Consider the following 26,233-nt stretch of genomic DNA (forward strand, 5'->3'; position numbering starts at 1 on the left):
TCAGCGTCCGCTCAGGAAAGGCGTTCTACGCTACGCGCGGGGGCGCTGTGCGCGTGGCCCTCGCGGCGCTTTCTCAGTGTCCTCACAGCGATCGGAGCGCAGGGTGACGCCCGCCTGCCGACCGAACGAAGAGGAGCGTCCTGGTGAGCCTGAGTGCACCGCCCGAGCTGGGGGCACCGCACGCCGCACCGCCCCGGCGGCTGCCGTGGCGGACGAGCGCCGCCGCCGCACTCGCCCGGCTGGTCGCCGCCGGCTCCCGGCGGCTCGGCACGGGTGCGGGCGGGGTGGCGGGCGGCAGGTTCGCGCTCCGGCTGGACCCGCGGGCGCTGGCACGGCTGGGGCGGGCCCGGACCGTGGTGCTGGTGACCGGCACCAACGGCAAGACGACCACGACCGCGATGCTGAGCCGGGTGCTCGGGGTGCTGGGCGAGGTCGCGGTCAACGGCGATGGCGCGAACCTGCCGGACGGCGTCACCGCCGCGCTGGCCGCGCGCCCCCGCGTGCCGCTCGCGGTGCTGGAGGTGGACGAGTTCCACGTGCCCGCGGTCGCGGCGGCGGTGCGGCCGGTGTGCCTGGTGCTGCTCAACCTCACCCGCGACCAGCTCGACCGGGTCGGCGAGGTGCGGGCCGTCGAACGCGCCCTCCGGAAGGCGGTGGCGGAGCTGCCCGGCACGACGGTCGTCGCCAACTGCGACGACCCGCTGGTCGTGTCGGTGGGGCTGGCGGCGAGCTCCGCGGTGTGGGTGGCCGCGGGCCAGACGTGGCACGCCGACGCCACGGCGTGCGCCCGCTGCGGTGAGCCGCTGCGGCACGAGGGCGCGGACTGGTCGTGCCGGTGCGGGCTCACCCGCCCGGAACCGGCGTGGGTGCTGGAGGACGAGACAGCCGTGCTCGGGGACGGGGTCCGCGTGCCGCTCGGGCTGGGGCTGCCGGGCCGCGCCAACGCCGCCAACGCGGCACTCGCGCTCGCCACCGCGGCCACCCTCGGCGTCCCGCCGCGGCTCGCGGCCGAGCGGCTGAGCACCATCACCGAGGTCGGCGGCCGCTACCGCCGGGTCGAGGTGCACGGCCGGACCGTGCGGCTGCTGCTGGCGAAGAACCCGGCCGGCTGGCGGGAAACCCTGCCGATGCTCGAACCGGGCGCGCCGATCGTGCTCGCCGTCAACGGCCGCGAGGCGGACGGGCGTGACCTGTCGTGGCTGTGGGACGTGCCGTTCGGGCAGCTCGCCGGGCGCACGGTGGTGGTGAGCGGGGAACGCGCGCTGGACCTCGCCGTGCGGCTGACCTACGCGGAGGTGCCGCACACGGTGCGGCCCGACCCGCTCGACGCGATTTCCGCCGCCGGGCCCGGCCCGGTGGAGCTGGTCGCGAACTACACCGCGTTCCGCGATGTTTCCCGGCGGCTGGCGGGGAGACACGGGTGACCGGTACGGCGGTGCGGATCGGGCTGGTGCTGCCGGACGTGCTGGGCACCTACGGCGACTCCGGCAACGCGGCCGTGCTGCGGCAGCGGCTGCGGTGGCGGGGCATCGACGCCGAGGTGGTGGACGTGCACCTCGGCGCTCCCGTCCCGTCGGGGCTCGACGTGTACCTGCTCGGCGGCGGCGAGGACGAGGCGCAGGCACTGGCCGCGGCGCACCTGCGCGCCCACCCGGGGCTCCAGCGCGCGGCGGCGCGCGGTGCCGTGGTCTTCGGGGTCTGCGCGGGACTGCAGGTGCTCGGCTCGTCGTTCGTGGTCTCCGGCGGTACCCGCCACGCGGGCCTCGGCCTGCTCGACGTGAGCACGAGCCCCGGCGAGCGGCGCGCGGTGGGGGAGGTGGTCGTCGAGTGGGACCGCGAACCGCTCACGGGGTTCGAAAACCACCTCGGCGTCACCACGCTCGGTCCCGGCAGCAGGCCGCTCGGCAGGGTCGCGGCGGGCACCGGCAACGGTGACGGCACCGACGGCGCCGTCACCGGTCACGTGCTCGCGACCTACCTGCACGGCCCGGTGCTGGCGCGCAATCCCGCGCTGGCCGACCTGCTGCTGAGCTGGGTGCTCGGCACGCCGCCCGGCGAACTCCCGGTGCCGGAGGTGGGGGAGCTGCGGCGGGAACGGCTGCGCGCGGCGAGGGCGGCCCGGTGGCGCTGAGCGTGCGCCCGCCGTCCTACAGTGGGGCGATGCGAGGCGTCCGGCGCAGGCCCGGGCTGCGGGTGCGCACCACGTTCGTCGCGGTCGTCGCGGTGGCCGTCACCCTCGTGGTGGCCGGGGTCGTGGTGATCCTGCTGCTGAACTGGTCCCTCGACAAGTCCACCACCGAGGACGCCCGCGGCGCGGCCCGGCAGGTCGTCAACGAGATCGCCCGCGAGGGCGCCGGGGACCTGACCGGCAACGACATCGCCAGCACCGGGGACAGCGCCTCGGTGATCCAGGTCCTCGACCGCACCGGCCGCCCGCTGACGAGCGACCCGGCACTGGCCGGCCGCCCGCCGCTGACCGCCGCGCGCCCGGCGCCCGGCCAGGAGGTGGTCGAGACCACCAGCCTGAACGTGGACGGTGTCGACGGGGACTTCCGGCTGGTGTCGATGGGGGTGCGGGGGCCCGGCGGCCCGTACGTCGTGGTGTCGGCGCGGTCGCTGGCCCCCGTGACCGAGGCGTCGGCCAGGCTGTCGCTGCTGCTCGCGCTCGCCGGGCTGCCGCTGCTGGCGATCTCCGCGCTCGCGGTGTACCGGGCGGTGGGTTCGGCGCTGTGGCCGGTGGAGCGGATGCGCCGCAACGTCGCCGAGATCTCCACCAGGGACCTGGGGCGGCGGGTGGAGGTGCCGCCCGGCGGCGACGCGTTCCACCGCCTGGCCACCACGCTCAACGGCATGCTCGACCGGCTCGCCTCCGCGCAGAGCGCGCAGCGGCGGTTCGTGGCCGACGCCAGCCACGAGCTGAGGTCCCCGCTGAACACCATCACCACCGCGCTCGAGGTGCGGGAGCACCACCCCGGCGCCATGCCCGACGACGAGTTGCGCCGCGTCGTCTCGACGGAGACCGCCCGCCTGCGTGAGCTGGTCGACGACCTGTTGCTGCTGGCCCGCACCGACGACACCACCGACAACCCGCCGCACACCGAGATCGACCTCGACGACCTCGCCCACGCGGAAGCCGACCGGGCGCGCGCCACGGTCGGGCTCTCCGTCGAGGTCCGGGCGAGCCCCGTCAAGGTCCGCGGGCACGCCGGGCAGCTCCGGCGCGCCGTGCGCAACCTCGTCGACAACGCCCGCGAACACGCCCGCTCCCGCATCCGGGTCCGCACCGGCGTCGCGGACGGGTACGCGCTGGTGGAGGTCAGCGACGACGGGCCGGGCGTGCCCGAGGCCGACCGCCGCCGCATCTTCGAACGGTTCGTGCGCCGCGACGACTCCCGGCACCACGGCGCGGGCGGTTCGGCGGGGCTGGGGCTGGCCATCGTCGCCGGGATCGCCGCCCGCCACGGCGGTACCGCCGAGTGCCTGGCCAGCACGGACGGCGTGTACCCGGGTGCGTGCTTCCGGCTCAGCCTGCCGCTGGGAGGTGATCGCTGATGCGGGTGCTGGTGGTCGAGGACGAGCAGGCGTTCGCCGAGACGCTGCGGCGGGGACTGGCCGCCGAGGGGTTCACCGTCGACGTCGCCCACACCGGGACCGACGGGCTGTGGCTCGCGACGGAACGGCCGTACGACGTCATCGTGCTCGACATCATGCTGCCCGGCGCGTCCGGTTACGAGGTGCTGAAAAGCCTGCGGGCGCAGGAGAACTGGACACCCGTGCTGATGCTCACCGCCAAGGACGGCGAGTACGACGAGGCCGACGCGTTCGACCTCGGCGCCGACGACTACCTCACCAAACCGTTCTCCTACGTCGTGCTGCTGGCGAGGCTCCGCGCGCTGCTGCGGCGGGGCGCCCCCGAACGTCCCGCGGTGCTCACCGCCGGGGACCTCCGGCTGGACCCCGCCGCCCGCACCGTGCACCGGGGCGGCCGCGAGATCGAGCTGACCGCGCGCGAGTTCGGGTTGCTGGAGTTCCTGTTGCGGCGCCGGGGCGAGGCGCTGACCAAGCACCAGATCCTCACCCACGTCTGGGACGCCCACTACGAGGGTGACGAGAACATCGTCGAGGTCTACATCGGCTACCTGCGCCGCAAGATCGGCACCGAGGCGATCCAGACGCTCCGCGGGGTGGGCTACCGGATGGCGTGACCCGGCGGGCAGGGCGTCACCAGAGCGCTTCGATCCCGGCGAGGATGAGGTCGATGCCCGCGAGGAACTGCTCGCGGTCGTCGTGGTCCCGCAGCTGGGTCGCGACCTCGTGGGCAAACGGGTACTCGGCGGGATCGAGGTCGGCCCACAGGTCCGCGACCGCGGCGAGGACCTCGCCGCGGTCGGTGCCCGGCTCCACCGAGCGCGCGTTCGCGGCGTTCTGCCCCGCTACGCCGAGGATGTAGTTCAGCAGCGCGGACGCCGAGGCGAACCGCGCGGCCGCGGGCACGCCGAGCGCGCGCACCTGCTGCCCGATGCGCTCGAAGATCCGCAGCATGGTCGGCTGGGACGGGAGGCGGGCGAGCTGGGTGCCCGCCCACGGGTGCGCGTCGATAGCGTCGAAGACGCCGAGCGCGAGCGCGCGCACCGCGTCCTCCGGGGTGCCGTCGGAGGGCTCGGCGGCGATCGCCCGGGTGAGCACGGCGTCGGTGGCGGCGACGAGCAGCTCGTCCTTGTTCGCCACGTGCCAGTAGATCGCGCCGGGACCGGTCCGCAACCGCGCGGCCAGCGCGCGGAAGGTCAGCCCGCTCTCTCCCGCGGCGTCGAGCATCTCGACCGCCGCCTCGACGATGCGCTCGCGTGACAGGGCATCCGCACGCCGCTCCGGGCGCCGCGTCCTCGTGGCCATGCCTCCATCTTGACATACCTGGAACGTCGTTCCAAACTGTCTATGGAACGACGTTCCAGAGGAAGGGGAATTCCATGACCACATCAGTCACGATCGTCGGGGCCGGGCTCGGTGGGCTCGTGCTCGCGCGCGTCCTGCACGTCCACGGCATCCCGGTCACCGTCTACGAGGCCGAGGGCTCACCCGAAGCCCGGACGCAGGGCGGCATGCTCGACATCCACGAACACGACGGCCAGGTCGCGCTGGCGGCCGCCGGCCTGACTGACGAGTTCCGCGCCCTGATCCACGAGGGCGGCCAGGCGACCCGCGTGCTCGACAGCCAGGGCGCGGTGCTGTTCGACGAGCCCGACGACGGCACCGGCGGCAGGCCCGAGGTCAAACGCGGCGAGCTGCGGCGCATCCTGCTCGAGTCGCTCCCGGCCGGGACCGTCCACTGGGGACACAAGGTCACCGGCATCCGCCCGGTCGACGGCGGGCACGAGCTGACGTTCGCCGACGGTTCCGCGGCGGTGGCGAGCCTGCTGGTCGGAGCGGACGGAGCGTGGTCCCGCGTGCGCCCGCTGCTGTCCGACGCGAAGCCCGAGTATGCGGGGGTGACGTTCGTCGAGACGTACCTGTTCGACGCCGACGCACGTCACCCCGCGACGGCGAAGGCGGTGGGCGGCGGCGCGTTGTTCGCGGGCGTGCCGGGGACGGCGATCACCGCCCACCGGGAACCGGGCGCGGTCCTGCACACCTACGTCCAGCTCCGGCGGCCGCGCGAGTGGGCCGAGGGCATCGACTTCACCGACGCCGATGCGGCAAGGGCGAGGGTGGCGGAGGAGCTGGACGGCTGGGCGCCGGAGCTGCGGGCGCTCATCACCGACGGTGAGACGGCGCCGGTGGTGCGGGTGCTGCACACGCTGCCCGCCGAGCACCGGTGGGAGCGCGTCCCCGGCGTCACCCTGCTCGGTGACGCCGCGCACCTGATGCCACCGTCCGGTGAGGGCGCGAACCTCGCCATGTTCGACGGCGCCGAACTCGCCAAGGCGATCGTGGCGCACCCGGGTGATGTCGAGACCGCCCTCGCCGAGTACGAGGCCGCGATGTTCGCCCGCAGCGCGAAGGCCGCAGCCGATGCGGCGGAGCTCCTGGAATTCTGCCTCGGGGACCGCGCGCCCCACAGCCTGGTCGAGATGTTCACCAGCCACCAGGCGGCGTGAAGGGGGAGCCTATTGTGGACGGTCGCTTGCGGGGCCTCGCGGCGGTGACCGCGCCCGCAGTGCCCGGCGCGGCAGGGCGAGGCGGAGGCGCCCGGCGCGGGTGCCGCCAGGCGCGGAGCGCAGGGAGTGTCCGTTGTAGACGTATGACTTGAGGGGCCTCTCGGCGGCGACCGTGCCGCAGCGCCCGGCCCGGCCGCCACCAGGTGGGGTGAGGCCGGGGCGTCCGGCGCGGCCGCCACCAGGTGGAGAGACTGCCCCGGCCATCGCGGGCGGGCAGCTCGCGGCGACCTGGCGGGGGTGGCCCCGCCCGCAGTGCCCGGCACGGCCACCACCAGGCGGGGTGAGGCCGGGGCGTCCGGGCGGCAGCTACCAGGTGGAGAGGCTGCCTCGGCATCGCGGGTGGGCAGCTCAGAGCGACCCTGCGTCGATGACCGCGCCGCAGCGCCCGGCCCGGCCACCGCCAGGCAGGGCGAGTCGGGCCGCCAGGGGGCCCCAGCGCCCCGGTCACCGGCCCCCGGTCAGACGACGTCCAACCGTCCATCGTGGACGGACACTTCCGCGCCCTGCCACCGGGCCCGCAGCCACCGGTCGTGGGCGGCGACCACGATCGCGCCCGGGCCGGGGCCCAGTGCGTCCTCCAGCTCGTCGCACAGGGTGGGGGACAGGTGGTTGGTCGGCTCGTCGAGCAGGAGCAGCTGGGGCGGGTCCGCGACGAGGATCGCGAGCGCGAGCCGCCTCCGCTGGCCCACCGACAGCTCCCCGACGGGCTTGCCGAGGTCCCGCTTTCCCAGCAGCCCCAACGATTCCAGCGGCACCACCGCCGCACGCGCCCCGAGCGCCACCGCGTACGTCTCGTGCGCGGTGCGCCCGGGCTCGCCGAACTCGGTGTCCTGGCCCAGCAGGCCGACCCGCAGGCCCGGGTACCGCCGCACACCCGCCGTCCCCAGCCGTCCTGCCAGGACGTGCAGCAGCGTCGACTTGCCCGCGCCGTTGGGACCCGTGACCAGCAGCCGGGCGCCGGTGCGGACGTCGAGGCGTGCCACGGTGAGCCGCCCCGGCACGTGGACGTCCCGCAGCGACACTAGGACCTCGTCCGGGACCTCGCCGGTGAGCGCGTCGGGGCGGAACCGCAGGGGCGGCGGCGGGGCGGGTACCTGGCGGCGTTCCAGCTCCTCCAGCCTTCGCGTCGTAGCCCGTGCCCGGCGCGAAATCGAGTTCTGCACCCGCCCGGCCCGATGCCCGTAACCCATCTTCTCGCTGTCGCGGGGCGCCCGGTCCGGGGCGACGCGATGCGTGGTCACGCCGAGGTCCTCCCGCAGGGCCGCGAGCTCCTCCTGTTCCTCGGCGTAGCGGCGCTCCCAGCGTTCCCGGTCGGCGCGTTTCCTTGCCAGATAAGCACTGTAGCCACCGCCGAACCGGACGGGGCTGTCCACCGCGGGATCGAGGTCGAGCAGATCCGTGCACACCGCGTCGAGGAACGCGCGGTCGTGGCTAGCCACCACGACGGTGCCGGGCAGGCCACGCACCTGCTCCTCGAGGAACGCCGCGGCGGCGTCGTCGAGGTGGTTCGTCGGCTCGTCCAGCAGGACCGCCGACGGGCGGCGGACCAGCAGCGCGGCCAGCGCCAGCCGGCCGCGCTGCCCGCCGGACAACTCCCCGAGACGCCTGCCGTGCTCGATCCCGCCGAGCCCCAGCCCGTCGAGGACCAGCGCCGCCCGCCGGTCGGCGTCCCAGGCGTCGTGGAGCTGGGCCTGGTCCAGCCGGTCGGCGTACGCGGCGAGGAGGGCCTCGTCGTCGCCGAGCAACCCGCCGAGGCGCTCCAGTTCGGCGAGGTCTTCGCGTGCGACGGCGAGCGCGTCGTCGAGCACGTCGGCCACCGTCGCCGCCGCGTCGAACGGCATTTCCTGGTGCAGGTAGCCCAGGTCCGCCGGGCGCTCGACGGTGCCGCGGTCGGGCCGGTCCACCCCGGCCAGCACCCGCAGCAGCGTCGACTTCCCGGCGCCGTTCTCCCCGATCACCCCGATCCGGCGCCCCGGCGCCGCGGTGAGCGACACCCCGTCCAGCACGCGCCGGCCGCCCAGCACGCGCACGATGTCGCGGGCGATGAGAGCCGCTTCCACCGCTCAGCGCCCCTCGACGAGCCTGCCCTCCGCCAGCCGGAGTCTGCGGTCGATGCGGATCCCGTCGAGGAAGCGGTCGTCGTGGCTGACCACGATGAAGGCGCCTTGGAAGGCGTTGAGAGCGCTTTCCAGCTGCCCGGCGCTGACCAGGTCCAGGTTGTTCGTCGGCTCGTCCAGCAACAGCAGCTGCGGGGCGGGCTCGGCGAACAGCACGCAGGCCAGCGTGGCGCGCAACCGTTCCCCGCCGGACAGCACGGCGACGGGCCGGTGTGCGCGGTCGCCGCGGAACAGGAAGCGGGCCAGCAGGTTCATCCGGTCCGCCTGCGGCATGGCGGGCGCGAACGCCGCCAGGTTCTCCGCGATCGTGCGTTCGTCGTCGAGCAGGTCCAGGCGCTGCGACAGGTAGGCGATCCGGCCGTCCGCGCGCCGGACCTCACCGGCGTCGGGCTCCAGGTCACCGGCGACGATCCGCAGCAGGGTGGACTTGCCCGTGCCGTTGGCCCCCGACAGCGCGATGCGTTCCGGACCCCGCACGGTCAGGTCGACGCCCGCGCCGAACAGGTCCCGCTTGCGCAGGCCCTCACCGGTGAACAGGGTCCGCCCGGCGGGCACCGCGGTCCGGGGGAGGTCGAGGACGATCTTCTGGTCCTCGCGCAGCGACCGCTCCGCCTCGTCGAGTTTCGCTTTGGCCGCACCGACCCTGGCCGCGTGCGTGCCGTCGGCCTTGCCCGCGGACTCCTGCGCGTTGCGCTTGCGCGCCCCGGCGAGGATCTTCGGCAGACCCGCGCTGGAGAGGTTCCGCTGCGCGTTGCTCGCCCGTTTCGCGGCCCGCTCCCTGGCCTGCTGCATCTCGCGCTTCTCGCGCTTGACCTCCTGCTCGGCGCTGCGGACGTTCTTCTCCGCGACCTCGCGCTCGGCCTGCACCGCCGCCTCGTACTCGCTGAAATTGCCGCCGTAGTACCGGATTTCGCCCGCGTGCAGCTCGGCGATGCGGTCCATCCGGTCCAGCAGCGCGCGGTCGTGGCTGACGACCAGCAGGCAACCGGACCAGTCGTCGAGCACGGCGTACAGCTTGTGGCGGGCCTCGGCGTCGAGGTTGTTGGTGGGTTCGTCGAGCAGCAGCACATCGGGTCGCTTGAGCAGCTGCGCGGCGAGGCCCAGCGACACGACCTGGCCGCCCGACAACGTGCTCAGCGTCCGGTCCAGCGTGACGTCGCCGAGCCCGAGCCGGTCGAGCTGCGCGCGGGTGCGCTCTTCGATGTCCCAGTCGGTGCCGATCGTGGTGAAGTGCTCCTCGGCCACGTCACCGGACTCGACGGCGGCCAGCGCGCGCAGGACCGGCTCGATGCCGAGCACCTCGGCCACCGAAGGTTCGCCGGTCAGCGGCAGGTTCTGGGGCAGGTAGCCGAGCAGGCCGTCGACGGACACGCTGCCCGCGGCGGGGCGCAGCTCGCCCGCGATCAGCCGGAGCAGGGTCGTCTTGCCCGCGCCGTTCGGGGCGACCAGGCCGGTGCGGCCGTCCGGGACCGTGACGGACAGCTGGTCGAAGACGGGGGTGTCGTCCGGCCAGGAAAAGGACAGGCCGGACACGACGATGGGGGAATCGGACATGGGAACGAGACCTCGGAAGAAGGGGGCACGCCGGTCACCGGCGCGCGGGAACGGGTGGACGACAAAAACGGCCACCTCGGCGATAGCTGCCGGGGGCCGGTCGACTCCGGGGCTCACCCGGAGATGTCGTCTTCACCTGCCACGTCGAACTCTCCCTGGAACGGTTCTCTTCCATCCTGATCATACAGTGCCACAGCGCTGTGGCGGATGTCCGGCTGGAGTGCGGCAACGACGGGTATCTTGACCGCGTGAGAGCCGACGCCGCGCGCAACCTCGAACTGGTGCTGACGACCGGCGCCCGCATGCTCGCCGAGGACCCGGCGGCGAGCATGGCGGCGATCGCCGCGGAAGCGGGCGTCGACCGCCGCACCGTGTACCGGCGGTTCGCCGGCCGCGACGAGCTGCTGACTGCGGTGTACGAGGCCCGGCTGGACGCGATCGAGGCCGCGATCGCGGCCGCGAGGTTCCGGGAGGCGCCGGTGGCGGTGGCCCTGCACCGTTACGCCGAGGGCATCGTCGGGGTGAACCGCAAGTGGCCCGTCGAGCTGTCGAGGATGCGCACGGAACCCGAGATCTGGGCGCGGCGGCTGCGGGCGGTGGACGAGGTCGAGGAATTCCTCCAGCGGGCCGCGGACGAGGGGCTGCTCCGGCCGGGGCTGCCCGCCGGCTGGCCCGGTCACGTGCTCGGGCAGCTGGTGCACCTCGCCGCGCGGGAACTGCCCGAGCTGAGCGAGGCGCAGGCCGCCGACGTCGTCGTGGACACGTTCCTGCGTGGTTTCGGCCGCGACACGGCCTCGCCGTAGGCGGACTCCGGCAGCTCGCCTCAACCCGTCACGCCGGGCTCCAGCACGCGGTCCAGGCGGATCGGGAGGGTCCGCTGGCGCCTGCCCGTCGCGTGCCACACGGCGTTGGCGATCGCGGCCGCGGTGCCCGCCGTGCCGATCTCGCCGAGACCGTTGAGCCCCAACGGGTCCTGGGGTTCGTAGTCCGGCACGAACTCCGCCTCCACGTCGGGCACGTCGGCGTGCGCGGCGATGTGGTAGCCGGCGAAGTCGCCGTTGGCCTGCCTGCCGGTGCCGGGGTCGCGCACGCTTTCCTCGTGCAGTGCCATGGAGAGTCCCATGATCATCCCGCCGACGACCTGGCTGCGGGCGAGCAGCGGGTTGATCACCCGGCCCACCGCGAACATCCCGAGCAGCCTGCGCACCCGCACCTCCCCGGTCGCCGGGTCGACCGCGACCTCCGCGAAGACCGCGCTGTAGGTCTGCCGCTCGCGCGCGGGCTGGTAGTCGATCATCGTGGTGGTGTCCACGGTCGCGGTCACCGGCCGGACCGGATCGGCCAGGCGCGCCCGCAGTTCCGCCGCGGCCTTGCCGATGGCGAAGGACCAGGACGTCGTCCCGCGGGAACCACCGGCGCCCCAGGCCATGCCGAGGTCGCTGTCGCCGAGGTGGAGCCGGATCCGTTCCGTGCCGACGCCGAGCGCGTCAGCCGCGACCGCGGTCAGCGCGGTGCGGGCGCCGGTCCCGATGTCGCTCGCGCCGATCGCCACCGTGAACGTCCCGTCCGCCTCCGCGGTGATCGAGGCGGTCGACGGGAAAACCCCCGCGCTGAACGAAGTCGCGGCCAGTCCGGTGCCGATCAGCAGCGGGCCTTCCCGCCGCGAGCGGGGACGCCGGTCGCGTGCCGCCCAGCCGAACCTGCGGGATCCCTCCCGCAGGCACGAGACGAGGCGACGGGTGCTGAAGGGCCGACCGGTTGCGGGCGTGACCGTCGGCTCGTTGCGCAGGCGCAGTTCCAGCGGGTCCAGGTCGAGCCGTTCCGCGAGTTCGTCCATCGCCGATTCCAGCGCGAACGAGCCGGGCGTCGCGCCCGGGCCGCGCATCGAGGCGGGCGGCAGGACGTCGAGCGGCACGGCGGTGAGCTGCGTGCGGATCGCCGGTGCGGTGTAGAGGATCTTCGCCTGCTCGGTGCACCACTCGATGTACTCGGCGAGCGGGGACAGCGCGTAGGCCGCGCGGTGGTGGATGGCCCGCAGGCGGCCGTCGGCGTCCGCGCCGATCGTCATCAGCTGGTCCGTGGGCGGCCGGGACGACGTCGTCTCGAAGACCTGTGCCCTGGTCAGTGCGACGCGTACCGGGCGCCCGAACGCGCGGGCGGCCATCGAACCGAGGATCACCTGCGGCCCACAGGGTCCCTTGCCGCCGAACCCGCCGCCGACGTGCTCGGAGCGGACGTGCACCCGCTCCCGGTCCACCGACCACAACGCCGCCAGCACCTCGGACACGCTGAACGCACCCTGGTTCGAGTCCAGCACGTGCAAGTCGTCGCCATCCCACCACGTCGTCGCGGCGTGCGGCTCCATGGCGCAGTGGCTTTCCTCGGGGGTGCGGTAGCGCTCCTCGACGACGACCGCCGACGCCGCCAGCTCCGCCTCCAGGTCCCCGGTGTCGGCCTCCGGGCCGAAGGCCGTCGAGGCTGGGCGCGTCGCGGGGTGCCCGAGCCTGAAGTCCAGGTCGTGGGCCTCGACGTCGTACGTCACGCGCACCGCCGCGGCCGCGGCACTGGCCTGCTCGGGGGTTTCCGCCACGACCAGCGCGACCGGGCGGCCGGCGTACGGGATTTCGTCGTCCTGCAACAACTGCAGGCTGCCATCGGGGCCGAAGAAGCCGCCCGCCTTGGGGTTGAGCCGGGGCGCGTTGCGGTGGTCGAGCACCCCGAGCACGCCCGGCATGGCGAGCGCGGCCGAGACGTCGAGGTCGCGGATCCGGCCGCGTGAGACGGTGGCGGTCACCAGCCAGCCGTGGGCCAGGTCCGGCACCGGCACGTCCGCGGCGTAGGTGGCGGCACCGGTGACCTTGAGGCGCCCCTCGATCCGGGGCCGTGGCGCGCCGACAGCGGGCGTGTCCTGGTTCATCGGTTCTCCGTTCCGGTGAGTTCGGCGAGCACGGCCTCGATGAGATTGCGCGCCAGCGGCACCTTGTACCCGTTGTCGCGCAACGGTTCCGCGGCGGACAACGCTTCCTCGGCGCAGGCGCGGAAGTGTTCGGCGGTCGGCCGGTTGCCGCGCAGCACGGCTTCGGCCGAAGCGGCCCGCCAGGGGTGCGACGCCACGCCGCCCAGCGCGATCCGCACGTCCCGCACCACGCCGTCGCGGACGTCGAGCGCGGCGGCCACGGAGACGGTCGCGAAGGCGTACGACGCGCGCTCGCGGACCTTGCGGTAGCGCGAGCGCAGCCCCGCGGCCGATCCCGGCAGGGCGACGGCGGTGATCAACGCACCGGGCGGCAACGCAGTCTCGCGGTCCGGGCGGTCGCCGACGGGCAGGTAGAACCGCGACAGCGGGAGTTCACCCGCACCGTCGAGCGTTTCGTAGTGCACGACGGCGTCGAACGCGGCCAGCGCCACCGCCAGGTCCGACGGGTGCGTGGCCACGCAGTGCGGGGAGTGACCCAGTACCGCGTGGTTGTGGTGGATCCCGTCGAACGCGGCGCACCCGCTGCCGGGGTCCCGTTTGTTGCACGCCCGGGAAAGGTCCGCGAAGTAGCCACAACGGGTGCGCTGCAACAGGTTCCCGCCCACCGTCGCCATGTTCCGCAGCTGACCGGACGCGCCCGCGAGCACGGCCTGCGTCACGGCGGGGAAGCGGTGGCGCACCTCGGGATGCGCGGCCGCGTCGCTGTTCGTCGTGGTCGCGCCGAGCACCACGCCGCCGTCCGGCGTGACCTCGACGCCGTCGAGCGGCAGGCGCCGCACGTCCACCAGCCGGGTCGGCTCCTCGACCCCGGACTTCATCAGGTCGACGAGGTTCGTGCCCCCGCCGAGGAACCGGGCGCCGGGGTCGCCGGCGACGGCGGTGAGCGCGTCCCGGACCCGCGCGGCGCGTTCGTAGGCGAACTCCCTCATCCCGCGTTCCCTTCGCGTGCCGCGGTTTCGAGCACCGCCCGGACGATCTGCGGGTACGCCCCACAGCGGCACAGGTTTCCGCTCATCCGCTCGCGCACCTCGGCCTCGTCCAGTTCGGGTTCCTCGTCCCTGCTGACGGCGCTGGGCCAGCCCGCGGCGTGTTCGGCGAGCATCCCGGCCGCCGAGCACAGCTGCCCGGAAGTGCAGAAACCGCACTGGAAACCGTCCAGCCGCACGAACGCCTCCTGCAGCGGGCGCAGCTCGCCCCCGGCGGCCAGCCCTTCGACCGTCGTGACCTCCGCGCCGTCCGCGGCGACCGCGAGCGTCAGGCAGGAGACCACGCGCCTGCCGTCGCACAGCACCGTGCAGGCGCCGCACTGCCCGTGGTCGCAGCCCTTCTTCGGCCCGGTCAGGCCGAGGTCCTCCCGCACCAGGTCGAGCAGGGTGCGCCGGTTGTCCACGGACAGCCGGTGAGCCACCCCGTTGACCCGCAGCGCCACCTCACCGCGCGTGTGCTCGTTCATGATCCTCCCGTGTGGACAGTGGGTTCCGGCAGGATATGGGCGCGTCGTGGGCCGGCGGGGCCCGCGGACACGATCAGGCAAGGACCCGCCAGTACCGGGCAGGTGAACCGGAAGCCGGGCTGATGCGTGGAACCGGGTGACGGGTTCCGCCGCGGGAAAGGACTTCAGAGGGTGTCGTCCGCCACGAGCCGGTTCGACCTGCTGCGGCGGCACCGCCGGTGGGTCCTGGCGCTCGCGGTGCTCGCGCTGCTCACCCAGCTGGCCGTGGCGATGGTGACGACGGCCGTGGAGCAGACGCCGACCATCGACGAGCCGGTGTACGCGGGCACGGCCGTGGTGTACCTGGAGCAGCACAGCCTGCGGTACAACGCGGAGCACCCGCCGCTGGGCAAGCTGGTCATCGCGAGCGGGCTGGCCTTCGCCGACGTCCACCTCGACCCCGCGTTCGCCGGTGACCAGACGCAGCTCGGCCGGGAGGTGCTGTACGAGTCGGGGCAGGATCCCTGGCGGCTGATGCTGCTGGCGCGGCTGCCGGTCATCGTGCTCACGCTGTTGTTCGGCCTCGTCGTTTTCGCGTTCGCCACGGACCTGGCCGGTGCAGTCGGCGGGGTGGCCGCGCTCGCGTTGTACGCGTTCTCGCCGGACATCATCGCTCACGGCTCACTGGCCACGCTCGACGTGCCGGCGGCCGGTTTCGTGCTGACCTCGGTCTGGCTGGTGTGGCGGGCTCGGGCCCGGCCGACGCTGTACCTCCCCCTCGCGGGGCTCGCGCTCGGCGCGGCCCTCGCGACGAAGATGAGCACGCTGGCCGCGGTTCCGGTGCTGCTGCTTCTCGGCGTGCTGTCGGTCTGGCGCTGCCGCCGGTTGCTCTGGCTCGTCGCCGCCGCGGCGGTGATCGCGGTCGGCGTGGTGTGGCTTTCCTACCTCGCCGTGGATCCCCGGCTGCGCTGGGAAACCCCGGCGGGTCTGCCGCCCGCGCAGGGCTTGCGTGCGCTCGTCGGCTGGCTGCCGTTCCCCCAGCCGTACCGGGACGGGATGCGCCTGCAGTTCGGCCTGGAGGACCAGGTGTGGAGCGGCTTCCTGTTCGGCAGGCTCTACACCGGTTCGCTGTGGTACTACCTGCCCGCCGCGTTGCTGGTGAAGACCCCGCTGGGCGCGCTGGCGCTCTGGATCGCCGGTGCCGTCGTGCTGCTGGCCGTGCGGCGGTTGCGCCCTGCGGCACAGTACGTCCTGCTGCCGACCGCCGTCCTGCTCGCGGCGGCGATGACCGGGCACCGTGATCTGGGGGCGCGGTACGCGATCTTCGTGCCGATGTTCCTCGCGGTGGCGGCGGCCGGGTTGGTCGTGGTGCGGCGGCGGTGGGCGCACGCCGCGCTCGCGGTCCTGGTCGCCTTCGCGGCGGTCAGCTCGCTGCGGACGTTCCCGTACTACCTGCCCTACTCGAACGAGGCGTTCGGCGGGCCCGCGGACACGCACCTCCACCTGCACGACTCGAACGTCGACTGGGGCCAGGACCTGGGGCGCCTGGGCGACCGGCTGCGGCAGCGGTACCCGGGGGAGCGGATCTGGCTGGTGTACAAGGGAAGCGGCGTGCCGTCGGCGTACGGCATCGCCGCCGCGGACCCGTTCGCGGTGCCCCCGGAGGACATGCGCGGGCTGCTCGTGGTCTCGGATTCCGCCGCCGCGAAGGCCGACGCCCGCCTGGCGGGGCTGCTCGGCAGCAGCACCCCGGTCGACGAGGTCGGCCACTCGATCACGATCTACCGCCGGTCCTAGCTGTCGCGTCAGAGCGGCCGAGGTGCCTCCTGGAGCCCGGAGAACACGGTGGCGATCAGGCGGCGTGCCTGCGCGGCGCCCTCATCGTCGTCGGCGACGCGCCACAGGAAACTCATCAGCATGATGATGTCGGCCGGGTCGTGGCCGGGGGCGATGCTGCCCTCGGCCACGCAGGCGTCGACGAGTTTCTTCACGGCCGCGGTGGTCGGCGCCCAGGACGCGGCGATCACGTCCTGGGCGGCGGCGCTGTGCAGGGCGTCTCCGAGGCCGTGCTTGATGCGGACGTAGGCCGAGAGGGTCTCGAACCACTCGACGAACGCCTTTTTCGCGGAGCGGTGGCGTTCCAGCACCTCGTCGGCGGTGGCGGTCAGGCGCTCGATGTCGTGCTGGTAGGCGGCGAGGATCAGGTCCTCGCGAGTGGGGAAGTGGCGGTAGAGCGTTCCGGCGCCGACGCCGGCGCGCTTGGCGACCTCGCTCAGCGGCACGTGGGGGTTCTCGGCGAACAGCTCGTGGGCGGCCTCGATGATCGCGGCCCGGTTGCGCGCGGCGGCCTTGCGCTGCGTGCCGTAGGTCCCCGGCTTCTGGTCGGTCATACCCCGATGATGCCGCACGCTTTGACATGCGGAGAATCCTCCGCTAGTTTGGCGAGCACTTGCGGAGAATCCTCCGCGAGTTTGCTCCCCAGGAGGACCCCGTGCGTTATCGCAAGCTCGGCACCACCGGCCTCGACGTCTCGCCCATCGCGATCGGCGCGATGACCTACGGCGAGCCCGACCGCGGCCACCCCGTCTGGTCCCTCGGCGAGGACCAGGCCCGGCCGCTGATCAAGCACGCGCTGGAGGTGGGCATCAACTTCTTCGACACGGCGAACATGTACTCGAACGGGTCCAGCGAGGAGATCCTCGGCCGCGCGCTGAGGGATTTCGCCCGCCGCGACGACGTCGTCATCGCCACCAAACTGCGGCACCCGATGCGGCCGGGGCCGAACGGGAGTGGCCTGTCCCGCAAGGCGGTCATGACCGAGGTCGACCACTCCCTGCGGCGGCTCGGCACCGACTACATCGACCTGTACCAGGTCCACCGCAACGACCACGCGACCCCGCTGGAGGAGACCCTCGAAGCGCTGCACGACCTCGTGAAGGCGGGCAAGGTGCGGTACCTCGGCGCGTCGTCGATGTTCGCGTGGGAGTTCGCGAAGGCCCTGCACCTGCAGGAGCGGCACGGCTGGGCGCGGTTCGTGTCCATGCAGGACCACTACAACCTGCTCGCCCGCGAGGAAGAGCGCGAGATGATCCCGCTGTGCCTCGACGAAGGCGTGGGCACGATCATCTGGAGCCCGCTGGCCCGCGGCCGCCTCGCCCGCGCCTGGGACGACGCGAAAGCCACCGCCCGCGCCGAAACCGACGGTGCCTACGCGGACCTGCTGTACACGCCGGAGCAGGAGGCCTCGAACCGCGCGATCATCGACGCGGTCGGCAAGGTCGCGGCCGCCCACGGCGTGAGCCGCGCGGCGGTCGCGCTGGCCTGGTTGCACCGCCAGCCGGTCGTCACGGCTCCGCTGGTCGGGGCTCGGTCGGTCGAGCAGATCGACGAGGCCGTCGCGTCGCTGGACGTCCAGCTCACCGACGAGGACCTCCGAGCCCTGAACGCTCCCTACACGCCGCGGTACGACTGGCAGGGCGTCTCGGACGAGGCGACCCTGGCCGCGATCCGCGCCCGCGTCCCCGGAATGGCGCTGACGTAAGGATGATCGTCACGGCCGCCTGTCCGTTTCGAGTGCGGCGGAGCGCAACGCGGCGGCGACGCGAACCGCCGCCTCCGGAAGTGGTCGTGGGAGGTGGGCGAGGAGCACCCGTCGTCGCTCGCCGGGGCCGCCGCGCACGGGCAGTACGCGCACTCCCGGTGGCAGCACGGATTCGATCGCGCCGGGCACGGTGGTGATGCCGCAGCCGGCGGCGACGAGGTGCAGTTTGGCGAGCCAGTCGCGGGCGGTGTGGGCGATCTCGGGCCGCTCGTCCAGCCCGGGCCACACCCCCATGACGTACTCGTCACCCGACCCGCCGATCCACCGCTGCCCGCGCAGATCCGTGACGTCGAGGTAGTCCTGGCGGGCGAGCGGGTGGTCCGCGGGCACGGCGACACGCAGGCTGCGCTCGGTGAGCGTCCGCACCGCCAGTGCGGGCGTTTCGGTGTCGGGCGGGCGGAACGGCGGGGCCGAGGCCAGCAGGGCGAGGTCGATCGTCCCGGCGCGCAGGGCGCGGACCAGTGCCGGGGTGCGGCCCTCCCGGCTGACCACGGTGATGGCGGGGTGCGTGCGCCGCAGCGCGGACAGGGCGCGGGGGAGCAGGTCGGCGCCCGCGATGGGGTACCAGCCGAGCCGGACGGTGGCCCCTTCGCCGGGTAGCCCGGCCAGTTCGCGGGCGGTGGCGTCGAGCCGGTCGAGCACGTCGGCCGCGCGGCGCACCACGAGCTGCCCGGCGGGGGTGAGCCGCACCCCGTCGCGGCGCCGTTCCAGCAGCGGGGTGCCCGCCGCGCGTTCCAACGAGGCGATCTGCCGTGAGACGGCGGACTGGGTGTAGCCGAGCGCGGCGGCCGCGGCGGTGAGCGTGCCGCGCTCGGCCACCTCGCGGAACACCCGCAGCGAGGTCATCGACGCGTCGGACAGTGACATGAGACAAATGCATACCAGGTGTGCGTTTCTCTCGCTGCCGGCATGGTCGAACCGCGCCTAGCGTGGAGTTGTGGACGTACTCCGAACCCCCGAAGTCGCTCTCGTCACCGGCGCCACGCAAGGCCTCGGCCTTGCCCTCGTCGAAGGGCTCGCCCAACATCTGTCCACTCAGGACACGGTGTACCTGACCGGTCGTGACGCCGGGCGCGTGGCCCAGGCCGTCGAAGCCTTGCCGGCGGGCGGCGCCGAGGTCCGCGGTGAGGTCCTCGACGTCGCCGAGCCTGGTGCGGCCGCCCGTCTCGCCACGCGGCTCGCCGAGCGGCACGGCGGGGTCGACATCGTCTTCGGCAACGCCGTCATGCGCGTCGGTCCCGACGACGACCCGCGTGCGGTCGTCCGCGCTTACGCCGAGGTCAACAACTTCGGCACCACCCGGCTGCTCCGCGCCTTCGCGCCGTTGCTGCGGGACGGCGGCCGGTTCCTCGTGGTCGCCAGCTCGTTCGGCACGCTGCGCCACCTGGCACCGGTCCTGCACGACCGGTTCGACGCCTTGTCCTCTTTGGACGAGGTGGACCACCAGGTCGCGGCGTGGCGCGACGCGGTCGAGGACGGCAGCGCCCGGGCCGGTGACTGGCCGGGTTTCGTCAACATCCCGTCCAAGATCGGCCAGGTCGCGGCCGTGCGCGCACTCGCCGCCCAGCGCCGCGACGACGACCTGGCGCGGGGGATCCTGCTCGCCGCCGTGTGCCCCGGGATGATGAACACGCCGACGTCCGCCCTCTGGTGGGACGCCAGCACCGCACCGAGTCCCGCCGAGGCCGCGAAAGCCTTGCTGGACCTCGTGTTCCAGCCTGCCGACCCCGCACACTACGGCGAACTGGTCCGCTACGGCGAGGTCCTGCCGTGGCGGTGAGCCACGTCAGGGGAGGGCCAGCACGCCGGGGCGGCGTTGCACGTACGCGGCTCCCCGCACGATGGCTCCTGATGCACTGGTTGAAGTACCGGAACCGCAAGGGTTTCGGGGTGCGGCCCGCGAGCCGGGTGGACAGCGAGGCCACCACGTGCCCGGCGCACGGGAGAGCCGTCGCGCACGCCATGCGCAGCTCCTGGCCGTCCCGCTCGTGTGCCGCCGTCGCGTCGCCGATGCCGTAGATCTCGGGGCGAGGCACGTGGAAACCAGTGGTCCAGACCATTGTGTGCGCTACCACGTGCTGCCCGTCGTCGAGCAGCACGCCGTCCGTGCGGACCTCGGTGACCAGGGCGTGCTCGCGGACCTCGATGCCCAGCTGCGCGAAGATCTCGCCGAGGTCAGCCTGTCCCGCGCAGCGCCCCCGCCTGGTCCGCCACCGCAAAGGCGTGCTCCGCGACGCCCGGCACCCCCGAGCGACGTCACAGCGCCCGATGACGGCGGCGGCGGAGCCGCGGCGTGGCGACCCCCGTCAGCACCACGTCCACGACCTGCTCCGCCAGCCGCGGCGTCACCGGCAGGTGTCCGAAGAGGACCCGGTAGTACGTCGTCGAGGCGAGCATGTCGAGGACGAGGTCGACATCGACGTCGGGGTTGAGGTCGCCGCGTTCGACGCCGCGGCGCAGCGCCTCCGCCGTGGAGGCGCGCCGGGTGTGGAAGTACTTGTCCAGGAACAGCTCCGCGAGCTCCGGGTCGTCGGCGAGGTCCGCCACGAGCGCGGGCAGCGCGCGCCTGCCGATGCGCGTGGTGAAGGCGTCCGTGAGGGTCTGGATGCCCGCGACCAGGTCGCAGTGGGTGCAGCCGGTGTCGGGGGTGGGGGTGGCGCCGACGGTCGCGACGAGCGCGTCGACGACCAGGTGCCTCCTGCTCGCCCAGCGTCGCCGGAGCGCGGGTTTGCTCGTGCCGGCCTTGCTCGCCACGGCCTCCAGCGTGAGGTTCGCGTACCCGACCTCGTTCAGGATGTCCACTGTGGCCTGACGGACCGCGCTGTCGATGCGGTCGTCACGCGGTCGCCCGGAGCGGTTGTTCGGCACGCGATGCACCCTACCACTTCCATTGCGTTGCGAAACGGAACATAATTGCGACCGTGACCCACTCGACCACATCCGAAGGGGTGCTTTCGCCCCGCTACCGCTCCCGCACTGCCGGCATGGTGCTCACGGTCGGCCTCGTCGCGCTCGAATCCCTCGGCGTGGCCACGATCCTGCCGGAGATCGCCCGCGACCTCGACGGCCTCGGCTCCTACGGCTGGGGCGTGGCCGCGCTGATGCTGGCGAACATCGTCGGCACCGTGCTCGCCGGGCACGCCGCGGACCGGAGGGGACCGAAACGGCCGCTGGCGGCCGGGCTCGCGGCGTTCGCGCTCGGCAGCGTGCTGGCCGGAGCGGCTCCGGTCTGGCCGCTGTTCCTGCTCGGCAGGCTCGTGCAGGGGCTCGGCGTCGGGGCCGTGATGGCGATGGCGTACACGCTGATCGGCCTCGTCTACCCCGAACGCCTGCGTGCCCGCATGTTCGCCCTGCTGTCCTCGGCCTGGACGATCCCGTCGCTCGTCGGTCCCGTCCTCGCGGCGGCCGTGGCGAGCGCCATGGGGTGGCGGGTGGTGTTCGTGTGCATGGTCCCGCTCGCCGCCGTCGCCGCGTGGTGCACACTTCCCGGGCTCCCTCGGGATAGGCGGCCCCGTGCCGTGCCGGGGTGGCGCGGTCCGCTGGTCAACAGCGTCGTGCTCGCCGTGGGTTCCGGGATCCTGGTGGCGGCACTGGGACAGCGCTCGATGGCCCTGCTGGTTCCGCTGGCCGTGGCCGGGCTGGCGGCCTCGGTGTTCGCGCTCCGGCACGTCACGCCGGAGGGAACGCTCACCGTCCGGCGTGGTGTGCCCGCCGGCGTCGTCGTGCGGTTCCTGCTGTGCGCGGTGTACTTCGGCACCGAGGCGTTCCTGCCGCTGGGCCTGACGGAACTCCGGCACCTGAGCGCGCTCGAAGCCGGGCTCGGGTTGTCGGCGGGAGCGTTGAGCTGGGTGGCCGGTTCGGCGTTGCAGGCCAAGTGGGACCGCGGGCGCCGGGCGGCGGTCGGCGGGGGGTTCGTGGTGCTGGTGGCCGGGGTGGCGGTGCTGGCGCTGGGGGTGCTCGCCGGGCCGGGACTGCTGGCGGTGCTCGGCTGGGCGATCGGCGGCGCCGGGATGGGCGCCGCGTTCAACGCCGCCACCACCGAAACCCTCGGCAGGGCGCCGGAAGGTCGGCAGGGGTCGGTGAGCGCGGCGCTCCAGCTGGCCCAGACACTGGCGACGGCGATCACCAGCGGTGCGGGCGGCGCGCTGGTAGCCCACCAGGGCGCGGTGCCGCCCGCGTTCGCGGCGATATTCGCCGCGACGGGTGTGCTCGGTCTCCTCGGGGTGCTGGTGGCCGGGCGGTTGGCGCCAAAGGCCTGACCTCAATCACTCGCTGGCTGCTCCACCGGTGCAGCCAGGAAGGGCGTGAGGATTTCGAGCAGTTCCCGTGGGCGGTCCAGCGGGATGATGTGGCCGCAGTCGGGGATCAGGTGCCCGGTCAGGTCGTCGGTGACGGGGCGCAGTTGCCGTTCCAGCGAGCGGCCGACGGGGTGCGCGCCGATCGCCAGCGTGGGCACGGTGAGACGGGCGCGTGCGGTGGCCTCGTCGATCTGGCGGGCACTCTCGGGCAGCGCGCGGTAGTAGGAGAACGCGCAGCGGAGCGCGTCTCGCCCGGTGTAGGCGGCGAGGAACGCCTCGCGGACGTCCGGCGGCACGCCGCGGCCGCGGGTCCCGGCCGCGAGGAACCAGTCGAGGTACTCGGTTTCGTGCCCGGCCAGCACGGTTTCGGCGAGCCCGGGCACCGCGTGGAAGCCGAACCACCACGGTGGGCCGGGCGCGAGGAACTCCTCGGCGCCGGGCAGCGTGCCGAGCAGGGATTCCATCACCACGAGCCGCCGCACGCGGTCGGGCCGCCGGAGGGTGAGCAGGAACGCCACGGGGGTGCCGGCGTCGATACCGACCACGGCCGCGGAGGGTTCGCCCAGGGCGTCGAGGATCCCGTCGACGTCGGCGGCGAGCGTGCCCGCGTCGTACCCGTCCGCCGCGCGCGTGCTCCCGCCGAAACCCCGCAGGTCAGGGGCGATGACCCGGTGGCTCGCCGACAGCGGGCCGATGACCCGGCTCCACAGCCGCCAGGTGTAGGGGAAGCCGTGCAGCAGCACGACGGCTGGGCCGGTGCCGGCGACGGCCACGTTGGCCTCGATGCCGTTGGTCGCGATCCGGTGCAGCGTGACCGGCTGGGGGTGGGACATCCGTCCTCCAGGTGGTTACCATTGGTTACCAGGAAACGGTAGGCAACCGCAGTCGTGCCGCCAAGACGGCACTTTCCCGACAGGTGGTGAGGTCCGGGTGACCACACGGCAGGCCCGCGGCGATCTGTTCGACCCGTTGTGCCCGACCCGCCGGCTGCTGGACCGCGTCGGCACGAAGTGGACCTCCATGGCGGTGAAGGTGCTCGCCGAGGCCGCCCCCGAGGAGGTGCGGTTCGCCGACCTGCGGCGCCGGATGCCGGGTGTCTCGCAGAAGATGCTGTCGGTCACCCTGCAGAGCCTGGTGCGCGACGGGCTGGCCGTCCGGCGCGTCGAGCCGACCGTGCCGCCCCGCGTGCACTACCGGCTCACCGAGCTGGGCCTGTCGCTGGAGGTCCCCCTCGCGGCACTGCGGAACTGGGCCGAGGAGCACATGGCCGAGATCGACCGCGCCAACGAGGACCACGACGCGCGCGCGGGTTCCGGGGCCGCGTGACCGGTCGGTGGCCGGGCCGGACGCCGGAATCGGCCGGGGAGATCAGCGGGCTCTGGTAGGCCCTGCGGCGTCACGAGTGGAAGTCGCGTACGCGGGCAGGACCGGGAGGGTGAGCCACGACCGGCCCGCCAGGTGCACGCGGTTCGTGGCGACGACCTTCCGCCGGTCGCCCGCCTCGGGTGCGCCGGTGTTGCTGTTGACGTCGAACCTCGGGAAGTTGCTGGAGCTGACGTCGAGGCGGATCCGGTGCCCGGCCGTGAACAGGTTCGCCGTGTCCGGCGCTTCCACCGTGATCGCGTAGGTCGCGCCCGGCACCAGCGGCGTGGGTTCGGCGAACGAGTCGCGGTAGCGGCAGCGCAGGATCCCGTCGGTGAGGTTCATGGCGAACCCCTGCGGGTAGTCGGCGCTGGGCGGGTGCACGTCGAGGAGCTTCACGGTGAAATCGGTGTCGACCGCGCTCGAAGACACCGTCAGCCGCACGGTGACCGGACCGGCCACGGAGACGTCCGCGGTCAGCGGAGGGGTCTGGAAGACGAGGACGTCGGGCCTGCTCTCCAACGGCAGGAACGGCGGCCTGGCGCCGAAGAACCGCTCGTCGGGCCGCTGGTGGAAGGCGCCGCCGGACATGACCGGCTCGCCGGAGGTGACCGCTCCGCCGAGCGTGGGCACGGGATCGGCCGGGTCGAAGTCGTACTCCAGGAACTCCGGGCCGGGCGGGTGCGGGGTGCCGGGCTCGGCGAGGCTGCCGTCGGCGCGGAGTTCGAGGACCAGGTCCGTCGTCTCCTCGGGCGGCCAGGCGGTGGCGGTGCGCCACCGGCCGCCGTGGTCCAGACGTCCCTCGGGGGTGCGACGGCCCGAACCCCCGCCCATGAGGAAGTACCGCACCGCCGGGGGCCGGGTGGCCGCGATGCCCGGTTTCAGGTGGGCGTCGAACCACCGGAGCCGCATGGTGGTGTAGTCCTCGTCGAGGTTGCCGTCGAGCACGGCGTGCGGTCCGAAGTCGACGTCGCCCGCGTGGCTCACGCTGCGCGCCCCGTGCGTCCACGGCCCGAGCACGAGGTAGGCCGGGCTGTGCTTCTTGCGGCCCAGCTCGCGGAAGTTCTCGGTGGCCGTGCGCACGTACGGGTCGTACCAGCTGGACATGTGCAGGCTGGGGACGTCGGGGAAGGCGTCGTAGTACCCCCGCGCGAAGATGCCGGGCTGGCGCCAGTAGTCGTCGAAGACGCCGTGTTCCCACTGCTGCAGCAGGTAGTCCTCGTACCGCGGGACGAACCGCAGGGGACTCGCGCCGCGCCGCCACGGCATGCGGCTGAACCACGCTTCGAGGTCTTCGGCGTCGAGTGCCGCGGCGAGCACCGCGTTCTCGCGGACCTCGGTGCTGTTGCGGGCCCGGTGGAACGCCCACGTCGCCTGCTTCAGCTCGAACGCGCCGCCCATCCGCGTGCCGGCTTCGTAGGCGCTGGCGAACCCGCCGGAGTCGAGGAACATCGCAGCCAGTCCCGGCGCGCCGAGGGAGGCGAGCGCGGCCTGCGTGTGCGCGGAGTAGGACACCCCCATCGTCGCGACGCGGCCGTCGCACCAGTCCTGCCGGACCAGCCAGGCCACCGTGTCGTAGCCGTCTTCCGCCTCGTTGAGGTACTTGGTGAAGGTTCCGCCGGAGTCGCCCCGGCCGCGGCAGTCCTGGCGCACCACCAGGTAGCCGCCGCGGACGAACCGCTCCGCGACCGCCTCGGGCGGGGGCGGCAGCTTCGCTCCCATGCGCCCGTCGGACCTGCGCACGGCCCGGCGGCCGTACGGGGTTCGTTCCAGTACCACCGTGCCCGCCGGCGGATCCGGCTCGGGGGCGTAGAGATCGGCGACGAGGCGGACGCCGTCACGCGCCGGGATCTCCAGCACGGTCCGCCAGCAGCCCGGTGCGAGTTCCTCCCAGCCGCTCACCGGCCGCCTCCGGCGAACTGCGCGTTCAGCGCCGGCCACGCGGACAGCAGCTGCGGCAGCGGCGCGGTCGTGAAGTACTTGCGGTAGAGCCGCGCGTAGGTGCCGTCGGCGACCATCGCGCCCAGCTGTTCGTCGACGGCGGTGAGGAGGGCTTGGTGGTCCTTGGCGACGGCCATCGCCGTCGGGTGGTCGACCGGCTCGGTGGTGGCGACGCGCAGCGCGGGGTATTGGCCGAGGAAGTGTTCGGCGTCGGGGCCGCCCACGACGAACGCATCGATGTTGCCGTTGAGCAGCTGGCTGATCGCGGCGTTGGCGGTGGGGAAGGAGACCGGGTTGGCGCCCGGCATCTTCGCGGGCACGAAGGGTTCCTGCGCCGAACCGGTCACCACGCCGACCTTGTGGCCGCCGAAGGCGGTCAGCTGCGTGGCCGTCGTCTTCGTGGTGGTGAGCACCGCGGTGGTGCTCCAGAACAACGGCTTGGTGAAGCTGACCGTCTTCTGCCGTTCGGGCGTGACCCCCAGCCCGGCCGCGGCCAGGTCGTACTGGTGGGAGGTGAGCCCGGCGAGCGACGACGTCACGGACGTCGCCTGGTACTCCACCCGCACCCGCAGGCGTTTCGCGATCTCGTCGGTGAGGTCGATGACGAACCCGACCGGCTTGCCGGACGGGTCGCCGTAGGCGAACGGGGGCTGGCTGGTCTGGGTCGCGGCGTGGAGGACACCGGGGTCCTGCAGGCCGTAGGGGTCGTCGTCCGCTGACGACGAGCAGCCGGCGAGCAAGAGTGCGCACGCGGCCACCGCGGCGGCGGTCCGCTTCGGAACGGGGGACATCGGTG

Annotated in this window: 24 protein-coding genes; 12 read left to right on the forward strand and 12 right to left on the reverse strand. The window is 73.5% G+C overall.

What is annotated here, in order from left to right; all coding sequences use genetic code 11:
- Window positions 1-143 precede the first annotated feature (143 nt).
- From BMZ92_RS30840 to BMZ92_RS30855, 4 genes are read left to right on the forward strand one after another with little or no spacing between them, the layout of a single operon-like run.
- Complete coding sequence (locus BMZ92_RS30840) at window positions 144-1,424, forward strand: Mur ligase family protein (protein ID WP_342743527.1); 1,281 nt, start codon at window positions 144-146, stop codon at window positions 1,422-1,424.
- Window positions 1,421-2,131, forward strand: a complete 711-nt coding sequence (locus tag BMZ92_RS30845; protein WP_091514822.1) for a type 1 glutamine amidotransferase — start codon at window positions 1,421-1,423, stop codon at window positions 2,129-2,131. Before BMZ92_RS30840 ends, BMZ92_RS30845 begins: the two co-directional genes overlap by 4 nt.
- 29 nt (window positions 2,132-2,160) lie before the next feature.
- The gene (locus BMZ92_RS30850) at window positions 2,161-3,552 is read left to right on the forward strand and encodes a sensor histidine kinase (protein ID WP_091514955.1); all 1,392 of its coding nucleotides are present in this window, start codon (window positions 2,161-2,163) and stop codon (window positions 3,550-3,552) included.
- The gene (locus tag BMZ92_RS30855) at window positions 3,552-4,205 is read left to right on the forward strand and encodes a response regulator transcription factor (protein ID WP_091514824.1); all 654 of its coding nucleotides are present in this window, start codon (window positions 3,552-3,554) and stop codon (window positions 4,203-4,205) included. The genes BMZ92_RS30850 and BMZ92_RS30855 overlap by 1 nt, the downstream gene beginning before the upstream one ends.
- Window positions 4,206-4,221: 16 nt before the next feature.
- On the opposite strand, the gene BMZ92_RS30860 is transcribed toward BMZ92_RS30855, so the two are convergent.
- Window positions 4,222-4,893, reverse strand: coding sequence for a TetR/AcrR family transcriptional regulator (locus BMZ92_RS30860; RefSeq protein WP_091514826.1), 672 nt, complete (start codon window positions 4,891-4,893; stop codon window positions 4,222-4,224).
- A gap of 74 nt (window positions 4,894-4,967) precedes the next feature.
- Between BMZ92_RS30860 and BMZ92_RS30865 the strand changes: the two genes are divergently transcribed.
- Window positions 4,968-6,095 carry an FAD-dependent oxidoreductase gene (locus BMZ92_RS30865; protein WP_091514828.1) on the forward strand — a complete coding sequence of 376 codons (1,128 nt, stop codon included), beginning with the start codon at window positions 4,968-4,970 and terminating at the stop codon, window positions 6,093-6,095.
- 518 nt (window positions 6,096-6,613) lie between these two features.
- Here BMZ92_RS30865 and BMZ92_RS30870 read toward each other — a convergent pair.
- Together BMZ92_RS30870 and BMZ92_RS30875 are read right to left on the reverse strand one after the other, a co-directional pair.
- A complete protein-coding gene (locus BMZ92_RS30870; protein ID WP_091514830.1) occupies window positions 6,614-8,215 on the reverse strand; it encodes an ABC-F family ATP-binding cassette domain-containing protein in 1,602 nt (533 codons plus the stop codon).
- Between the two features lie 3 nt (window positions 8,216-8,218).
- Entirely contained in the window at window positions 8,219-9,826 is a 1,608-nt protein-coding gene (locus tag BMZ92_RS30875; protein WP_091514832.1) for an ABC-F family ATP-binding cassette domain-containing protein, read from the reverse strand.
- 248 nt (window positions 9,827-10,074) lie between these two features.
- Here BMZ92_RS30875 and BMZ92_RS30880 point away from each other — a divergent pair, with 248 nt between their 5' ends.
- On the forward strand, window positions 10,075-10,629 hold the full coding sequence (locus BMZ92_RS30880) for a TetR/AcrR family transcriptional regulator (protein ID WP_091514835.1): 555 nt from the start codon (window positions 10,075-10,077) through the stop codon (window positions 10,627-10,629).
- A 20-nt stretch (window positions 10,630-10,649) separates the two neighbouring features.
- On the opposite strand, the gene BMZ92_RS30885 is transcribed toward BMZ92_RS30880, so the two are convergent.
- The 3 genes from BMZ92_RS30885 to BMZ92_RS30895 are packed head-to-tail and all read right to left on the reverse strand — an operon-like array spanning window position 10,650 to window position 14,256.
- The gene (locus tag BMZ92_RS30885; protein ID WP_091514837.1) at window positions 10,650-12,743 is read right to left on the reverse strand and encodes a xanthine dehydrogenase family protein molybdopterin-binding subunit; all 2,094 of its coding nucleotides are present in this window, start codon (window positions 12,741-12,743) and stop codon (window positions 10,650-10,652) included.
- Window positions 12,740-13,732, reverse strand: coding sequence for an FAD binding domain-containing protein (locus BMZ92_RS30890; protein WP_091514840.1), 993 nt, complete (start codon window positions 13,730-13,732; stop codon window positions 12,740-12,742). Before BMZ92_RS30890 ends, BMZ92_RS30885 begins: the two co-directional genes overlap by 4 nt.
- The gene (locus BMZ92_RS30895; RefSeq protein ID WP_091514842.1) at window positions 13,729-14,256 is read right to left on the reverse strand and encodes a (2Fe-2S)-binding protein; all 528 of its coding nucleotides are present in this window, start codon (window positions 14,254-14,256) and stop codon (window positions 13,729-13,731) included. Before BMZ92_RS30895 ends, BMZ92_RS30890 begins: the two co-directional genes overlap by 4 nt.
- A 171-nt stretch (window positions 14,257-14,427) precedes the next feature.
- Between BMZ92_RS30895 and BMZ92_RS30900 the strand changes: the two genes are divergently transcribed.
- The gene (locus BMZ92_RS30900) at window positions 14,428-16,032 is read left to right on the forward strand and encodes an ArnT family glycosyltransferase (protein ID WP_245783353.1); all 1,605 of its coding nucleotides are present in this window, start codon (window positions 14,428-14,430) and stop codon (window positions 16,030-16,032) included.
- An 8-nt stretch (window positions 16,033-16,040) separates the two neighbouring features.
- Here the strand turns inward: BMZ92_RS30900 and BMZ92_RS30905 are convergent, their stop codons facing one another.
- Window positions 16,041-16,625: a TetR/AcrR family transcriptional regulator gene (locus BMZ92_RS30905; RefSeq protein ID WP_091514844.1), complete on the reverse strand. Its 585-nt coding sequence runs from the start codon at window positions 16,623-16,625 to the stop codon at window positions 16,041-16,043.
- Window positions 16,626-16,726: 101 nt separating this feature from the next.
- On the opposite strand from BMZ92_RS30905, the gene BMZ92_RS30910 reads away from it, so the two are divergent.
- Window positions 16,727-17,776, forward strand: a complete 1,050-nt coding sequence (locus BMZ92_RS30910; RefSeq protein WP_091514845.1) for an aldo/keto reductase — start codon at window positions 16,727-16,729, stop codon at window positions 17,774-17,776.
- Window positions 17,777-17,785: 9 nt separating this feature from the next.
- Here BMZ92_RS30910 and BMZ92_RS30915 read toward each other — a convergent pair whose 3' ends face one another.
- A complete protein-coding gene (locus BMZ92_RS30915) occupies window positions 17,786-18,703 on the reverse strand; it encodes a LysR family transcriptional regulator (protein WP_091514847.1) in 918 nt (305 codons plus the stop codon).
- Between the two features lie 70 nt (window positions 18,704-18,773).
- On the opposite strand from BMZ92_RS30915, the gene BMZ92_RS30920 reads away from it, so the two are divergent.
- Both BMZ92_RS30920 and BMZ92_RS37630 read left to right on the forward strand, forming a co-directional pair.
- Window positions 18,774-19,616 carry an SDR family NAD(P)-dependent oxidoreductase gene (locus BMZ92_RS30920; protein ID WP_091514850.1) on the forward strand — a complete coding sequence of 281 codons (843 nt, stop codon included), beginning with the start codon at window positions 18,774-18,776 and terminating at the stop codon, window positions 19,614-19,616.
- A gap of 71 nt (window positions 19,617-19,687) precedes the next feature.
- The gene (locus BMZ92_RS37630) at window positions 19,688-19,855 is read left to right on the forward strand and encodes a hypothetical protein (protein ID WP_177228945.1); all 168 of its coding nucleotides are present in this window, start codon (window positions 19,688-19,690) and stop codon (window positions 19,853-19,855) included.
- Between the two features lie 237 nt (window positions 19,856-20,092).
- Here the strand turns inward: BMZ92_RS37630 and BMZ92_RS30925 are convergent, their stop codons facing one another.
- Window positions 20,093-20,704 carry a TetR/AcrR family transcriptional regulator gene (locus BMZ92_RS30925; RefSeq protein ID WP_091514852.1) on the reverse strand — a complete coding sequence of 204 codons (612 nt, stop codon included), beginning with the start codon at window positions 20,702-20,704 and terminating at the stop codon, window positions 20,093-20,095.
- 53 nt (window positions 20,705-20,757) lie between these two features.
- Here BMZ92_RS30925 and BMZ92_RS30930 point away from each other — a divergent pair, with 53 nt between their 5' ends.
- Entirely contained in the window at window positions 20,758-22,095 is a 1,338-nt protein-coding gene (locus BMZ92_RS30930) for an MFS transporter (protein WP_091514854.1), read from the forward strand.
- A 2-nt stretch (window positions 22,096-22,097) separates the two neighbouring features.
- Here the strand turns inward: BMZ92_RS30930 and BMZ92_RS30935 are convergent, their stop codons facing one another.
- On the reverse strand, window positions 22,098-22,967 hold the full coding sequence (locus BMZ92_RS30935; RefSeq protein ID WP_091514856.1) for an alpha/beta fold hydrolase: 870 nt from the start codon (window positions 22,965-22,967) through the stop codon (window positions 22,098-22,100).
- A gap of 97 nt (window positions 22,968-23,064) precedes the next feature.
- Between BMZ92_RS30935 and BMZ92_RS30940 the strand changes: the two genes are divergently transcribed.
- Window positions 23,065-23,460, forward strand: coding sequence for a winged helix-turn-helix transcriptional regulator (locus BMZ92_RS30940; RefSeq protein ID WP_245783354.1), 396 nt, complete (start codon window positions 23,065-23,067; stop codon window positions 23,458-23,460).
- Window positions 23,461-23,502: 42 nt separating this feature from the next.
- On the opposite strand, the gene BMZ92_RS30945 is transcribed toward BMZ92_RS30940, so the two are convergent.
- Entirely contained in the window at window positions 23,503-25,398 is a 1,896-nt protein-coding gene (locus BMZ92_RS30945; protein WP_091514861.1) for a CocE/NonD family hydrolase, read from the reverse strand.
- Window positions 25,395-26,228, reverse strand: a complete 834-nt coding sequence (locus tag BMZ92_RS30950; RefSeq protein WP_091514862.1) for an ABC transporter substrate-binding protein — start codon at window positions 26,226-26,228, stop codon at window positions 25,395-25,397. Before BMZ92_RS30950 ends, BMZ92_RS30945 begins: the two co-directional genes overlap by 4 nt.
- Window positions 26,229-26,233 lie beyond the last annotated feature (5 nt).

It is taken from the genome of Amycolatopsis sacchari (genome assembly GCF_900114035.1).
GTDB lineage: Bacteria > Actinomycetota > Actinomycetes > Mycobacteriales > Pseudonocardiaceae > Amycolatopsis_E > Amycolatopsis_E sacchari.